Annotated in this window: 13 protein-coding genes; 5 read left to right on the plus strand and 8 right to left on the minus strand. The window is 69.8% G+C overall.

The features are described 5' to 3' along the window. Positions 1-78: 78 nt before the first annotated feature. Positions 79-1053, minus strand: coding sequence for a PP2C family protein-serine/threonine phosphatase (locus tag LQ564_RS09085; RefSeq protein ID WP_231057781.1), 975 nt, complete (start codon positions 1051-1053; stop codon positions 79-81). Positions 1054-1184: 131 nt separating this feature from the next. On the opposite strand from LQ564_RS09085, the gene LQ564_RS09090 reads away from it, so the two are divergent. Beyond that, the gene (locus LQ564_RS09090) at positions 1185-1643 is read left to right on the plus strand and encodes a GNAT family N-acetyltransferase (protein WP_231057782.1); all 459 of its coding nucleotides are present in this window, start codon (positions 1185-1187) and stop codon (positions 1641-1643) included. Here LQ564_RS09090 and LQ564_RS09095 read toward each other — a convergent pair. The 5 genes from LQ564_RS09095 to LQ564_RS09115 form a co-directional block, all read right to left on the minus strand. Then, positions 1533-2075 carry an SH3 domain-containing protein gene (locus LQ564_RS09095; RefSeq protein ID WP_231057783.1) on the minus strand — a complete coding sequence of 181 codons (543 nt, stop codon included), beginning with the start codon at positions 2073-2075 and terminating at the stop codon, positions 1533-1535. The two genes, LQ564_RS09090 and LQ564_RS09095, sit on opposite strands and share 111 nt — an antisense overlap. A 6-nt stretch (positions 2076-2081) precedes the next feature. Next, complete coding sequence (locus tag LQ564_RS09100; protein ID WP_231057784.1) at positions 2082-3620, minus strand: hypothetical protein; 1539 nt, start codon at positions 3618-3620, stop codon at positions 2082-2084. 30 nt (positions 3621-3650) lie between these two features. Further along, positions 3651-5939, minus strand: coding sequence for an FtsW/RodA/SpoVE family cell cycle protein (locus LQ564_RS09105; RefSeq protein WP_231057785.1), 2289 nt, complete (start codon positions 5937-5939; stop codon positions 3651-3653). Beyond that, a complete protein-coding gene (locus LQ564_RS09110; protein WP_231057786.1) occupies positions 5936-6901 on the minus strand; it encodes a serine/threonine-protein kinase in 966 nt (321 codons plus the stop codon). The genes LQ564_RS09105 and LQ564_RS09110 overlap by 4 nt, the downstream gene beginning before the upstream one ends. A 241-nt stretch (positions 6902-7142) precedes the next feature. Further along, positions 7143-7610 (minus strand): glycine zipper domain-containing protein, encoded by a 468-nt coding sequence (locus LQ564_RS09115; protein ID WP_231057787.1) that lies wholly within the window; start codon positions 7608-7610, stop codon positions 7143-7145. A 289-nt stretch (positions 7611-7899) separates the two neighbouring features. On the opposite strand from LQ564_RS09115, the gene LQ564_RS09120 reads away from it, so the two are divergent. Together LQ564_RS09120 and LQ564_RS09125 are read left to right on the plus strand one after the other, a co-directional pair. Beyond that, positions 7900-8952: a metallophosphoesterase gene (locus LQ564_RS09120; protein WP_231058136.1), complete on the plus strand. Its 1053-nt coding sequence runs from the start codon at positions 7900-7902 to the stop codon at positions 8950-8952. Between the two features lie 482 nt (positions 8953-9434). Next, on the plus strand, positions 9435-10880 hold the full coding sequence (locus tag LQ564_RS09125; protein WP_231057788.1) for a M20/M25/M40 family metallo-hydrolase: 1446 nt from the start codon (positions 9435-9437) through the stop codon (positions 10878-10880). A 23-nt stretch (positions 10881-10903) separates the two neighbouring features. Here the strand turns inward: LQ564_RS09125 and LQ564_RS09130 are convergent, their stop codons facing one another. After that, on the minus strand, positions 10904-11260 hold the full coding sequence (locus LQ564_RS09130; protein ID WP_231057789.1) for an Lcl C-terminal domain-containing protein: 357 nt from the start codon (positions 11258-11260) through the stop codon (positions 10904-10906). Between the two features lie 167 nt (positions 11261-11427). Beyond that, complete coding sequence (locus LQ564_RS09135) at positions 11428-12102, minus strand: SOS response-associated peptidase (protein WP_231057790.1); 675 nt, start codon at positions 12100-12102, stop codon at positions 11428-11430. 138 nt (positions 12103-12240) lie between these two features. Here LQ564_RS09135 and LQ564_RS09140 point away from each other — a divergent pair, with 138 nt between their 5' ends. Together LQ564_RS09140 and LQ564_RS09145 are read left to right on the plus strand one after the other, a co-directional pair. Continuing rightward, complete coding sequence (locus tag LQ564_RS09140) at positions 12241-12633, plus strand: hypothetical protein (RefSeq protein WP_231057791.1); 393 nt, start codon at positions 12241-12243, stop codon at positions 12631-12633. Between the two features lie 10 nt (positions 12634-12643). Then, positions 12644-12853 carry a hypothetical protein gene (locus LQ564_RS09145; RefSeq protein ID WP_231057792.1) on the plus strand — a complete coding sequence of 70 codons (210 nt, stop codon included), beginning with the start codon at positions 12644-12646 and terminating at the stop codon, positions 12851-12853. Positions 12854-12994: the final 141 nt, after the last annotated feature.

A 12994-nucleotide genomic window follows, 5' to 3' on the forward strand; every position in this document is an offset into this window, starting at 1 on the left:
TGCAAGCTTAGCCTGTTTTACGGCTGGGCGGCGCACCGAGTTCGTTGATTAACAACATTATTTTCCGTTAGGAATATATTAACTCAGGGCATTGCTCGGCAGGGCGGTCTCGTCCGAAGGGGATAAGCGGGGTCGCAGGACCAGCGCGGTCAGGTTGTCCGGCTGCAGGCCGGGTGGCGGCGCGTCCTCCATGGCGGCGAACAGGCGGTCGACCGCGGCGGCCGCATCCGGCGCGCCGGCCAGCAGGGCGGGCCAGCCGCCCACGAAACCGTCCGGCGTCGCGCAGGACCAGAAACCGTCGGTGGCGAGCAGGTACAGCGCGTCCGGACGGAGGGTCAGCACGCGGCGGTCCGCCATGCCGCCGAGCCAGCTCGGCAGCTTGCGTTCCGACAGTTCATACAGGGGATCGGACAGCTGGGAAGGCCGGCTGAAGGCATTGCCCAGAATGAAGGCCTGGGCGATCTGGGGCGTGTGCCCGCCGTGCACCTGGCGCCACCAGTCGCGCTCGTCGATGCGCCCGCTGAGGGCCGCCACCGTCGCCGGCACGTGGTCGACGGTCAGCGGCCTGGCGTGACCGGCATCGATTTCGTACAGGCGCGAATCGCCGACGTGGTACAGGATCGGCGCGCCGCCGGCCGGCAGTTCGAGCATGGTGAGCGTGGTGCCGGGCCGTGCGCCGGACTCGAACGAGAACCGTTGCTGCAGCTGGGCGTGCAGGGCGTCAAGCCGGCGCGCGAGTTCCTCGCCCGTGCCGCAGGGCGGCATGGCCAGCAGTCCCGCGACCACGGCCTCGGCCGCTTCGCGTCCATGGCCGTGGCCGCCCATCCCGTCCAGTACGGCGACGCGGCCGTGCCCCGCCGGCCAGCCGGCCACCATGGCGCGCCGCACTTCCTGGTTGTCGAGCCAGGCGGCGGCGCCCGCTGCATCGATGACGAGGAAGTTGTCCTGGTTTTCGGGACGTTGGAGCGGGCCGGCGCCGCGCCTGCTGGCGACCGCCACCTCATAACGCGGGGAGAACTGGAAATCGGCAAGCGGATCGTGGGCGGACGGCATCGGTCGGGAGGTCTTGGCAAGTTTGCTACTGTACACCTGAACACGGGGCGGCGAGGCGGCGAATGAATTGCCGTACGGAAATGACGTTCCATGCTATCGTGGAGTTCCCCAACATATTTACGATCGACGTCATGCTGATCCGACCGCTCGTCTCCGCGGATATCCCCGCCGTCGCCGGTTTGCTGCGCGAACTCGCGCGCGAGTACATCGTGCACGAGTCGCCGCCGGAAGGGGCGTCCACCTTCCTCGCCGAGAACGACGAGATGGGCGTGCGCGGCTTCCTGGCGCGTGGCCACGTCTACCACGTGGCGCTGGTCGACGGCGAGCTGGCCGGTTTCGTGGCGATGCGCGACAACAGCCACCTGTTCCACCTGTTCGTCGGCAAGCGCTGGCACCGGCGCGGACTGGCGCGCGCCCTGTGGGAGACGGCGCGTGCGCACGCCCTGGCGGCCGGCGGCGACGGCGCCTTCACCGTCAACTCATCGAATTTCGCGGTGCCGGTCTACGAGGCGTTCGGCTTCGTGCGGGTCGGCCCGACCCAGTGCGCCAAGGGCCTGTTCTTCAATCCGATGCGCCTGGAAGAAGCGTGAGCCGGCTTCGTCGGCGCGGCGCAGCCACAGGCTGCTCGCCCATCCTTGATGGCGCCGTCCCTCGACGGTCGCGCTGACTTCCCACCAGTCGCCCTGGTGGCGCCCGCTGGCCGTCACCTGCGCGCCCGCCGGCAGCACCGCGAGGCGGCGCGATCCGACCCCGACGTCCGAGCGCAAGTTCAGGTTGTCCCAGGCGCGGTAGCGGGCGCCGGGGACCGGCAGCTGCCCCTGTGCGGCGGAGAGTGGCGCGGGCTTTGCCTGCTGCATTGGTGCGAACAGCGCATGCAGCAGGGTCCCGATCAGCAGCGTGCCGCCCGCGAGCACCGCCAGCGCGCGCGCATTCGCCCGCCGCCACCAGCTGCGCGGCGTCAGCCAGGCGGCCAGGCACAGCGTGGCCAGCAGGGCGGCGCCATAGGCGAGGAAGAGGCTCATGTCGGCTCAGGCGTCGAAGCGCAGCACGTAGTGGCCGGCGACCAGGTGGTGGCCGGACGGGATCACGTAGGGCCGGTCCGGGGTGGCGCTGTCGATCGGCGCCACCAGGCGCAGGTCCTGGTCGAGATGGAACAGCGACTGGGTTTCCGACAGGCGCACGATCGACAGCCCCTCGCTTGTCGCTTCCCAGCTGAAGGCGTTGCGCGACAGGCCGAGGCGGTCGGCGCTGGCCGCGGCGCTGCCGTCCTGCTGGCGCAGGAAGTGCGGCGCGTCGAGCACGCGCAGCTGGGCCAGCGCCGGCATGCCGCGTCCGAACACCAGGCGGGTACCGGCGGCGGCCGGCTGGCTCGGGCCGTCCGCCAGGCCGAGCAGCGCCGCGTAGCGCTCGCCCATGCCGGCGGGCGCCGCGTGCAGCTGAACGGCGGCGCCGTCCAGCGGCGCGAAGCGCGACGGCACCGCCACCCGCTGGCGGCCGTCGGCGGTGATGGCATGCACCTCGTCGGCATCGTCGACGGCGAAGCGGATCAGGCTTTCCTTGCCCGGCGCGCCGGGCGCCAGGGTGGGGCCGAGGCCGACTTCCAGCGCCTGGGCGCCGGTGTCGCGGTAGCGGCTCAGGCGCGGCAGGGCCAGCGCGGCCAGCGTGATGCGGTGGCGCGCCACCGGGGCGTAGGTGGCGTCGTTTTCGGGCACGACCGGGGCCGGCGCGGGGATGGGCGCGGCCAGCGGCATCGCCGTCATGTCGTTTTCCGGATTGCTGCGGGTCTTCCACACGGCCGGCGGGCGGGCGCAAGGCTGGGCGGCCGGCTTGATCGCGGCGGCGGGCCTGGCGGCGGCGGCGCGCTCGATGCGCAGCAGCAGGCGCGGGCCGGCGCCGCCTTTATTGCGGATCACGTAGTAATCGTTGGCGGCGTCGAAGCGGCACTCCAGCGCATCCTTCGGCTTCACCTGCACCTCGATCGGTGCGTCCGGGCCGTCGTTGATCAGCAGGATGCCGCCGTCGCCGAAAGGCCAGCCGGGCGCCGCCCAGGTGGCGTTGGCGGCGTCCTGGCCGACCAGGGTCAGGCGCTGGTCCGGATAGACCGCGCACACCGGCTGCCAGATCGCGCTGTCGCGCGAGGCGCTGACCTTGTACAGCACTTCCTCGCCCGGCGCCGGCAGGTAGACGGCGTGGCCGAACTTGACCTTGACTTCGCCCGGGCCCAGCGCGTCCGCGCCGACTACCTGGTAGCGCACCTCGTCGCCCGCGAGCAGGTCGCCGAAGTCCTTCTGGTGCAGGGCCGCGAGCGACTGCGCCAGGTCGCGCACGCGCGCGCCGCGGGTCAGGTGGCGGTCGTCGTCGACCTCCTCCTGCGGCAGCATCAGGGTCACGTGCGAGAAGCAGCGGGTGGCGGCGCGCCCACGCTGTTCGCGCGGCGCGCGTTCCAGCAGGTCGCGCAGCAGCGGGCGGCGCGAGAACAGCGACAGCCCCGGCGCCTGCCACAGCGCCTCGGCGTTGAACACATCGTTGATCCTGGCTAGGACTTCGTGTTGGACATAGACCGGCATGATGGGAATCTCCAGATAAGAATGGATGCTTTAATCGCGCTGTGCGCTCTGCACGCTCGCCACGCCGAACGCTAGCAGGGGGCAGATGAAAAACAGCAGGTGCGAGCCGCCGGCCGACAGGAAACTCATGGGCTGGCCCATGATCGGGAACAGCGCCAGGTTGGTGCCCCACGAGAGCAGGAAGTGCCCGCCGAGGAAGGCCGCGCCGCCGGCCAGCGCGAAGCACTGGAAGCGTCCCAGCCAGGCGCGCCTGAAATCCTTGGCCTCGACGCCGGCGCGCCAGCTGAGGACGGCCGCATGCAGCAGGGCGCCCAGCAGCAGCGCCTGCAGCGCCCACAGCAGCACCGCGCTCGCCAGGCCGTGGCGATGCAACAGGAAGGAGGGCGCGAAGTCGTCCTGCACCGCCGGGATGCGCAGCGCCTCGCCGGCCTGCTGGCCGAGCGAGGCCAGGCCGAGCATGCCATCCATGCCCAGCCAGCCGCCTTGTCCGACGGCGCGCGCGCCCAGCAGCATCTGCTGGCCGGTGTGCGGGTGCACGCCTGGGTCGGCCCAGACCTGGAAGCGCTCGGTGTAGAAGCCGGCCGCGCCCAGGCTGGGCCCGAGCGCCTGCAGCGCCATCGCGCCCGCCAGCACGGCGCAGCAGGCCGCGCCGACCAAGCCGGCCGCGTGCCGCCGGCCGCTCGCCAGGCACCAGGCCAGCAGGATGGCGGCGGCCCACACCAGCAGCAGGACCAGGGGAGAATAGTCGTCGACCTGGACCAGGGCGACCGCCAGCAACAGCACGAACAGCAGCACCGGCGCCAAGGCCCGCAGCCAGGCGCGCCAGCCGCCGCGCATCAAGCCGCCGCTGCCCGCCGCCACGGCAAGGCAGTGCGCGCTCAGGGCGGCCAGGGCGAGCTTGGCGAATTCCACCGGCTGGATGTCGAACACCCCAGTCTCGTTGCCGAAGGCGACCTGCAGCAGCAGTCCGAGCAGGGCGACGAGTGCCAGCGCCACCAGCAGCCATTCGGTGGCGCCGCGCGAGACCTCGGCGCGCGCCACGCGACGCATCAGCAGCAGGCCTGCGGGCAGGCCGGCGCCCAGCAGCACGCAGCTGGTCTCGACCTGGCGCATCCAGGACGTGTCGCGCGCGCCGAGGCCGAGTTCGAGCTGCACCAGCAGGCCGGCGCCGAGCAGCAAGGTGGCGGCCACCGCCAGCAGCGGCGGGCGGCGGGGCCACAGCAGCGCGTACCACAGCGCCGCCCAGGCCAGCAGCAATGCCCAGCCGACGCCGGGCGCCTGGCCGCCGCGCTGCATGACGAGCAGCAGCAGCGCCACGCCGACGATGGCGGCGCCGCAGCCGGTTTGTACGTGGACGCCGCGGCGCAGGCCGGCCAGGCCGGCCAGCAGGCCGGCGGCAAGGGCGGCGGCCCAGGCGGCGCTCGACGGCGCAGGGAAGGTCCACAGCGAACGCTCGGTCCAGGTCCAGCGCAAGGCAGGCGGCAATTCCGCGCGCGGCTCGGCGAACAGCTCCACCTGCGCGGCCGGGCGCAGGCGCAGGGTATCGCCGGCGATCTCGAGGTCGAGCCGGGTGCGGCCGACCGCGATCGTGTCGATGCCGCTCAGTAGGTGCTCGCGACGGGCGACGTCGCGCATGCCGTCGGCGTCGCGCACCGGCACCGGCTGGGCGCCGCGGACCTGCAGCACGATGCCACCATCGGCGCCGCGCGCCATCGACACCGTGCCGGCCTCCAGCCCCGGCGCCGCCAGCCGGTTGCCGCAATACAGATAGCCGCCCGCGTTCAGGGGCCGGCGCGCGCTCAGGGCGTGCGGGGCGATGCGGTTCCAGAAGCCGACGATGCGGCTGCCCGCGCCGGCGTCCGGACACGGAGGCTGTACGGCGCCGTCGCGGGTCAGGAGCGCGCCATCGTATTCCCAGCGGTGGCCGGCGCCGCGCAGCAGCACGCGTTCATCGTCGGCGCCCAGCACCTCGAATGGCGTGGCGCCCAGCTGCAATTGCTGGCCCGGCGCCAGCGCGAGCGTGCCGGTGGCCTGCCTGTTTTCGCCGCGCAGCAGCACGGCCGGCTGGGCGGGATGGGTGTTGCGCAGCCACCAGCTTCCTTGCGCGTCGCGCCGCAGCAGGAACTGGCGCGGCCCGGCGCGTGGCGCGGCGAGTTCCGCGCGTCCCAGCACGGCCGATTCGCCAGGCGCGAGGCGCAGGTCAATCTGCGTCGGAAGGTAGCGCTGCGGCGTGGCGAGCAGGGCCGCGAGCTGGAGTAAGCAGACCAGGCCGAGGGCGAGGGCGGCCCACAGCAGGCGCGCGGAAATGCGGGAAATCATGCCGCCATCCTGTGGGTGACGCCATGCGATGCTTCGCGCAGCGCGCCGAGCATGCGGCTGATCTCGAGCGCGTGTTGCGGCCGCGCCTCGGGACGTGGCGCCAGCAGCGACTGCAGCAGCAGCGTCGCCTGGCAGGCGCCGGCGCCGAAATGGCTTGCGAAGTCGAGCGCTTCATCCGGCGCGAGGCTGGGCGGCAGCGCGCCGCCATGGCGCTGGCGCAGGGCGGCAAAGCCGGCGCGGCCGTGCAGGCCATACGCTTCGCCGCAGGCGGCGCCATAGCGCAGCATGCGCCCGCACACCAGGTAGTAGAGCAGGGCTCCCAAGGAAAAATAATCGCTGCGCTGGCCGGCCAGGTAGCGGCCGTCCGGCGCCGGGAAGAACTGTTCGGGCGCCTGCCAGCTCGCGGTGCCCGCATACGCATCGGTGGCGTTCTCGAGCAGCGGGCGGCTGGTGCCGAAGTCCGCCAGTTTCAGGCAGCGGCCGGCGCGCTCGATCAGCAGGTTGCCGGGCTTCAGGTCGAGGTAGCGAAAGCCCGCCGCATGGACCTTGCCGAGGGCCTGGTTGACCTGGGCGCACCAGTCGAGAGCCTGCTCCGGCGCGATCCAGCGCCCGGCCGCGCGTTCGGCGGCGAGCCAGGATGCCAGGTCGCCATCCAGCAGTTCGAGCGCCATCGCCGGCAGGCCCGCGTGGCTGCCGCTGTCGATCAGGCGCACCACGTGGCGGCCGTCCCAGGGAGCGAGACCGGCCAGGAATGCGGCCTCCAGGCGCGCGCTGTCGATCCAGTGCCCGCGCAGCGCGATCGGCGCGCGCGCCATCTGTTCGGTGTTGACCAGCTTGAGGGCGACGGCCCCGCCGTCCGGCGCTTCGGCGCGCCACACGACCCCGTAGGCCGAACCGCCGAGCGGCGCGCTCAGGCGGTAGTGGCCGCGGGTGAGGGAAACGATACTGCCTTGCTGGACCATGCTTGTCTCCGGATCGGCGTCAGCGCCGTTGCCGGAATCAAGCGGGGGGAGGGTGAAAGGCCGGGCGGGTGTCGGTAGGATGGGCGGTCCTCCGCCCACGCGTTCAAATCAGGTATCCAGGCCTGCTGCGTGGCGCTCACCCGTGCGTTGACCGCGTGGGCAAGGAACTTGCCCACCCTACGAAACCCGGGGCTAGCATCAGCGCACCAATAAAAAAGCCGCGCGGTGCGCGGCTTGTCGATCAGCGGCCGTGGCGGCCGTCCCAGCGGTCGTGGTCACGGCGGTCGTGGCGGTCCCAGTCACGGCGGTCATGGCGGTCCCAGTCGCGGCGGTCGTAGCGGTCGTAGCGGTCGCCGACGTAGACCGGGCGCGGCTGTACGTAGACCGGACGCGGTTCGACATAGACCGGACGGGGCTGCACGTAGACCGGGCGCGGCTGGACGTAGGCGCCGCCGTAGCCGTAACCACGGTTGCCGTAGTAGCGGTTGTCGCGGTAGCGGCGGTCGTCGCGGGTCGAGATCGAGTTGCCGACCGCCGCACCCAGCACGCCGCCCACCAGGGCGCCGGTGCCGCCGCCGGCGCTGTTGCCGATCGCCGCGCCAACCACCGCGCCGATCGCCGTATTCACGCCACGGTCGCCTGCCATTGCCGCAGGGGAGACGGCAACCGCGGCCAGGACCACCGCACCAACGCATTTAGATTTCCACATGGCTTTTCCTTTTTGCCGCTGCGGTGATCGGAATGATCGAACGACGCTGGGCATGGGATAACTATAGACTTGCGGGATCGTGCTGCCATCCGTTCATACAGAATTTTACAAACGGAACGGGTGGGATACACATTCCGAACGGCCCTTGCAGTGGGGCCGGCCCGCCCCATCTAACATTTGTTACCGTTTTTCTGCGCCTCGCGCCCCTCACGTGAACCGATCGTTTGCCACCATTCTCTTCCTTCTCGTCCTGTTACAGGTGTACATCGGCTTGCGCGTGCTGTCCGACATGGACCTGGGCGTCTGGTCCATCGCGGTCGGCGTGCCGGTGCTGGCCGCGCTCACGGTGCTGGTGCCGATCGGGCTGATGTCGGCCTCGCTGCGCCGGCATCGCTGGTCGGGGCTGGTCAGCTGGGCCGGGTTGCTGTCGATGGGCTTCTTTTCCTCGCTGCTGGTGACCACCGTGGTGCGCGACCTGATTCTGCTGGCGCTGCGCCCGGCCGGAATGCTGACGCCCGAGGTGGTGCGCTTCAGCGCGCTGGCGGTGCCGCTGGTGGCGCTGGGCGTGACGACGCTCGGCTTCGTCAACGCACGCCGGCTGGCCCGCGTGAAGCGGGTCGACGTGCCGATCGCCGATCTGCACCCGAGCCTGCATGGCTATGCGATCGCCCAGGTGTCGGACATCCACGTCGGGCCGACCATCCGCCGGCCCTACCTGAACGCCATCGTCAACCGGGTCAACAAGCTCGGCGCGGATGCGATCGCGGTGACCGGCGACCTGGTCGACGGCAGCGTGCAGCGCCTGTCGCTGCATACCCAGCCGCTGGCGCGCCTGGCGGCGCCGGACGGCGTGTTCTTCGTGACCGGCAACCATGAATATTATTCAGGCGCCGAGGAGTGGATCGCCGAGGTGCGGCGCCTTGGCCTGACGGTGCTGATGAACCAGCACGTGGTACGCCGCCGCGGGGGCGCGGCGCTGATGATCGCGGGCGTGGCCGACTACACGGCCCACCATTTCCATCCCTCGCACAAGAGCGACCCGAAGCGGGCCGCGGCCGGGGCGCCGCCGGACGTGGGGGTGCGGGTCTTGCTGGCGCACCAGCCGCGCAGCGCGGCCGAGGCCGCGGAAGCCGGGTTCCACCTGCAATTATCGGGGCATACCCATGGCGGACAATTCTTCCCGTGGAATTTGTTCGTGCCGCTGCAGCAGCCCTTCGTGGCCGGGCTGCACCGGGTGCGCGATATGTGGGTGTACATCAGCCGCGGGACCGGGTATTGGGGGCCACCGAAGCGCTTCGGGGCGCCATCGGAAATTACCTTGCTGCGTCTGGTCCCGGCCTGACGTTGCGGATTCGTAGGGTGGGCAATCCTTTGCCCACGCGTTCGACCAGCGAGGGCGTCATCACAGTGCGTCCGTGAGTTGAACGCGTGGGCGAAGGACCGCGGGGCAGCCCAGGCCCACCCCACGGAACTGTAATTACGGCAATATTTCCCAGCAAAATGTTGCCACTTGCGCTATCGTTGAAATCCGTTCCCACAAACTTACGCAAAGCTGCCCAATGGTGCTTAAGGCTTGCCATACAGTCGGATTCCTGCTTCGCAGGGGCTGGTCTCACCTTGCGCCCAGGCACAAGGCCAGCGCCTTCCCCTCCACAGGCAGTCACGGTGGAACTCAGCGCGATGCTTCTCAACTCGCTCCTCGTATGGGCTGTCACTTTTCCCCTTACGTAAAACGAATTGAAGCTGCTTTTGTATGACAACTCAGATATGAACAAGTTTCGCGCGAACTGTAAAAACCCTCTGAACCCACAAAGGATCCGACGCATGAACCGCCGCAGCCTCCCTGTCCTGACCATCCTTGCCGCCTCGCTGGCGAGCGCTTCCGTTTTCGCCGCCAGCCCCGGTAACGACCCGGCCGCGCTGGCGAAGATCCGCGATGCGGCGATGCAGAGCGACTACGCCTGGGAGCGCATGGCAGACATGACGGACCTGATCGGCCCGCGCCTGTCCGGTTCGCCCGGCGCGGCGGCCGCCGTGACCCAGGTCGCGGACGCGATGCGCAAGCTCGGCGCCAAGGTGACCCTGCAGCCGGTGAAGGTTCCGCATTGGGTGCGCGGCCAGGAGACCGGCGAGCTGGTCGAGTACAGCGGCCGGCCGAACGGCGTCACCCAGCGCGTCGTGCTGACCGCGCTGGGCGGCTCCGGCGCCACCCCGGCCGCCGGCCTCACCGCGCCGGTCGTGGTGGTGAAGAGTTTCGACGAACTGAAGGCCCATTCCGGCGAAGTGAAAGGCAAGATCGTCCTGTTCGATGTCGAATTCGACCAGCACCAGGCCGACCGCGGCCTGGCCGGCCAGGCCTACGGGCAAGCTTCGGCCTACCGCCGCGACGGCCCGCGCATGGCCGCCGAGATGGGCGCCGTCGGCGCGCTGGTGCGCTCGATCGGCGGCGCCAGCTACCGCATCCCGCATACCGGCTCGACCGGCCTGCAGGACAACGCGCGCATCCCGGCCGCCGCCGTCACCAGCGAGGACGCGATGCTGATAAACCGCCTGGCCAAGCGCGGGCCGATCAGCATGCGCCTGGTGCTGACCCCGAAGACCCTGCCGGACGCCGACAGCTACAACGTGATCGCCGACCTGCCGGGTACCGACAAGGCCGACGAGATCGTCATCGTGTCCGGCCACCTCGATTCCTGGGACCTGGCCACCGGCGCCCACGACGATGCCGCCGGCGTCGCCAGTGCGATGGCCGTGCTCGAGACCCTGAAGAAGCTCGACTACCGTCCGCGCCGCACCATCCGCATGATCGCCTGGATGAACGAAGAGAATGGCGCGCGCGGCGCGCGCGGCTACCTGGCCGCCGAGCAGGCCAATGCCGAGAAGCACATCGGCGCCATCGAAAGCGACAATGGCGCCGGCCGTCCCTTCGGCATGCGCACCAGCGTGCCGGCCGGCATGACCGGGCTGTTCGCACCGCTGCAAGCGGCCATGCAGCCGATCGGCGCGGGCGTGCTGCAGCGCCAGGATGCGCTCTCGACCGGCGACTTGTCCGGCCTGGAACGCGCCGGCGTGCCGAGCTTCGCCCCGCTCATCGATACCTCGGGCTATTTCGACTATCACCACACGCCGGCCGATACGCTGGACAAGGTCGACCCCGACCACCTGCGCCGCCACGTGGCGCTGATGGCCGCAACGACCTGGTTCCTGGCCAATATCGAGCAGGATATCGGCCGCGCAGCCGTGCCGGAGCGCCGCGCCGTCGATCGCTGAGCGCAGGAGGTCAGCCCGCCGGGTCAGGGAATGGGGATGCGCCGGATCGCCCGCGCGTGTCCCCGGTAGGGGCGGCCGTAGATGGTCTGGATGCCGCTGGCGAAGTTCTGGCCCCAGACCAGCTGGGTGCGCGTTTCGTGCGGCTCGCTCGACCAGTACCAGCTGCGCTCGAAGTTGCCGCGCGCATTCGCGAACAGCAGCGCCAGCTCGCGCCGCGTCGGCAGTGCGCCGCCCTGGGACGACGCCCAGTCGGCGGCGGTCGGCCAGCTGACGTCGGCGGCTTCGCCCGGCAGCAGGATCAGGTGGTAGTCGGCTTCGTCCTTGCCGAGAATCAGACCGGCATAGGTTTCGCCGTCTTGCAGGGTAGCCCTGACTTGCATGTATTCGCCCATTTAACACGTCCCCAGGTTTGGTAGCAGTGTGTATGAGACCGCTGGGAACGTCGCTTGGTTGCGTGCTGGGCTTCGATATAGATCATGCCTGCGTTTAGTTTCTTACGAGACGGTGCCCGCAGGGTGTGCGGCTTCACCGGCGTGGGTTGCACACGCTACGAATCCAGCAGGGGCAGCGCCATCTGCGGATCCTGCGCTCCCGCCCGGTTGACGGCCGGCGTCACCTTGTACCACTCGAAGGCCTCCGGCGGCAGCGCGGCGCGGCGCGCCAGCTCCAGCGCCTGTTCCGGCGACAGGTCCGGATCCAGCCACAGTTCGGCATCCGCCGCTTCGACCACCACCGGCCGCCGGTCGTGGATGTCGAGCATGCCTTCGCCGGCCGCATCGGTGACGATCACGAAGCCGGCCTCGGCGCGGTTCTCCGTGAAGCCGCCGAAGTTGGCCAGCGCCAGCATGAACAGCGGCGCACGGTCGCGCCGGTGGATATGCCAGGGCTGCTTGTGGCCCTTCTCGCCGGTCCACTCGTACCAGCCTTCGGCCGGCACGATCGCGCGCCCCTTCTTGAGCAGGCCGCGCCAGTAGCGCTTGTCGAGCTTGTCGAGGCGGGCATTGATCGTGATCGGCACCTTGCCGTCGGCCCAGCGCGCGCGGTAGCTCCAGAACACGTCGTCGATGCGCCGCTCGCCATCCTGCAGGTGCAGCAATGGCCGGTAGCTGCCGGGCGACACATTCCAGGCAGGCGAGGATTCGCTGTCGTAGACCGCGTCGGTCCAGCCGAATACGCTGGCGTAATAGCGAGCCGTCTGGCTCTGGTCAAATCGTCCGCACATGGGCGCATGGTAGCGCAGGCGCGCTCCAGGTGCGGCACGGTAGCGCGGCAGGGGATTTCCTCTTGCGCGCACGTCCGGATGGTATGCTCGCGCCTGACCCGCATCGGGATGGCGATAGATATAACGAGGAGAGCAGGTATGGCAACTGGCTGGTGGAGCGTCCTGAAGACCGTGCCTTGGAGCGACGTGATCAATGCCGCGCCGCAAGTGGCGACCGGCGCGCGCAGGTTATGGGACACGGTGGCGCGCAAGTCGAACACGGCGCCGGGCCCACCGATGGAAGAAGCGCCGCAGGAAGACCCCTTCGACACGCTGTTCCTGCGCGTCGACAAGAACGAGGCGAACCTGGCCGACTTGCGCACCCAGATGCTGCAGGCTTCCGAGATCATCGCCAATCTGGCCGACCAGAATGCCCAGTTGATCGCCAAGATGGAACTGGCGCGCACTCGCCTGCTGTGGCTGGGCGTGGCGACCGGGGTCTCGTCGATCCTGGCGCTGGTGGCGCTGGCACTGGTGATGGCGCGGACCTGAAAGTGCTTGCATGAAAGTCCTACTGATCCTGGCGACGCTGTTCGTCTTCGTCTCCATGCTGCTGAACGCAGCGCGCCGCAAGGGCAAGCTGAACGAGCACGCCAACCGCGCCGTGGCCGGGCTGGCCTCGTCGATGCGCATCTTCGTGTATGGCCTGCTGTTTTTCGTCGGCATCGTTTGCGTCGCGGTGGCTTGGCAGAGCCTGAAGTCGGGTGCGTGAGATTTCCGAATGTGCGTGCGACCAGTCCGACAAATCGGCGGGATGGATCGGCGCTTGAGATGCAGGGGAGAGGCCCGAAGTAGGTATCGTTCTCTGGTGGATAGGTCCACCTCTCTCCGCGTGTCTCCAACTCAGTGTTGA

This window comes from Massilia phyllostachyos, from assembly GCF_021044825.1.
Classification (GTDB): domain Bacteria; phylum Pseudomonadota; class Gammaproteobacteria; order Burkholderiales; family Burkholderiaceae_D; genus Telluria; species Telluria phyllostachyos.

What these genes read in the sequence shown, in the direction of transcription:
- LQ564_RS09085 (WP_231057781.1), bottom strand. Translation starts at nt 1,053, where the DNA reads ATGCCGTCCGCCCACGATCCGCTTGCCGATTTCCAGTTCTCCCCGCGT.
- LQ564_RS09090 (WP_231057782.1), top strand. Translation starts at nt 1,185, where the DNA reads ATGCTGATCCGACCGCTCGTCTCCGCGGATATCCCCGCCGTCGCCGGT.
- LQ564_RS09095 (WP_231057783.1), bottom strand. Translation starts at nt 2,075, where the DNA reads ATGAGCCTCTTCCTCGCCTATGGCGCCGCCCTGCTGGCCACGCTGTGC.
- LQ564_RS09100 (WP_231057784.1), bottom strand. Translation starts at nt 3,620, where the DNA reads ATGCCGGTCTATGTCCAACACGAAGTCCTAGCCAGGATCAACGATGTG.
- LQ564_RS09105 (WP_231057785.1), bottom strand. Translation starts at nt 5,939, where the DNA reads ATGATTTCCCGCATTTCCGCGCGCCTGCTGTGGGCCGCCCTCGCCCTC.
- LQ564_RS09110 (WP_231057786.1), bottom strand. Translation starts at nt 6,901, where the DNA reads ATGGTCCAGCAAGGCAGTATCGTTTCCCTCACCCGCGGCCACTACCGC.
- LQ564_RS09115 (WP_231057787.1), bottom strand. Translation starts at nt 7,610, where the DNA reads ATGTGGAAATCTAAATGCGTTGGTGCGGTGGTCCTGGCCGCGGTTGCC.
- LQ564_RS09120 (WP_231058136.1), top strand. Translation starts at nt 7,900, where the DNA reads ATGGACCTGGGCGTCTGGTCCATCGCGGTCGGCGTGCCGGTGCTGGCC.
- LQ564_RS09125 (WP_231057788.1), top strand. Translation starts at nt 9,435, where the DNA reads ATGAACCGCCGCAGCCTCCCTGTCCTGACCATCCTTGCCGCCTCGCTG.
- LQ564_RS09130 (WP_231057789.1), bottom strand. Translation starts at nt 11,260, where the DNA reads ATGCAAGTCAGGGCTACCCTGCAAGACGGCGAAACCTATGCCGGTCTG.
- LQ564_RS09135 (WP_231057790.1), bottom strand. Translation starts at nt 12,102, where the DNA reads ATGTGCGGACGATTTGACCAGAGCCAGACGGCTCGCTATTACGCCAGC.
- LQ564_RS09140 (WP_231057791.1), top strand. Translation starts at nt 12,241, where the DNA reads ATGGCAACTGGCTGGTGGAGCGTCCTGAAGACCGTGCCTTGGAGCGAC.
- LQ564_RS09145 (WP_231057792.1), top strand. Translation starts at nt 12,644, where the DNA reads ATGAAAGTCCTACTGATCCTGGCGACGCTGTTCGTCTTCGTCTCCATG.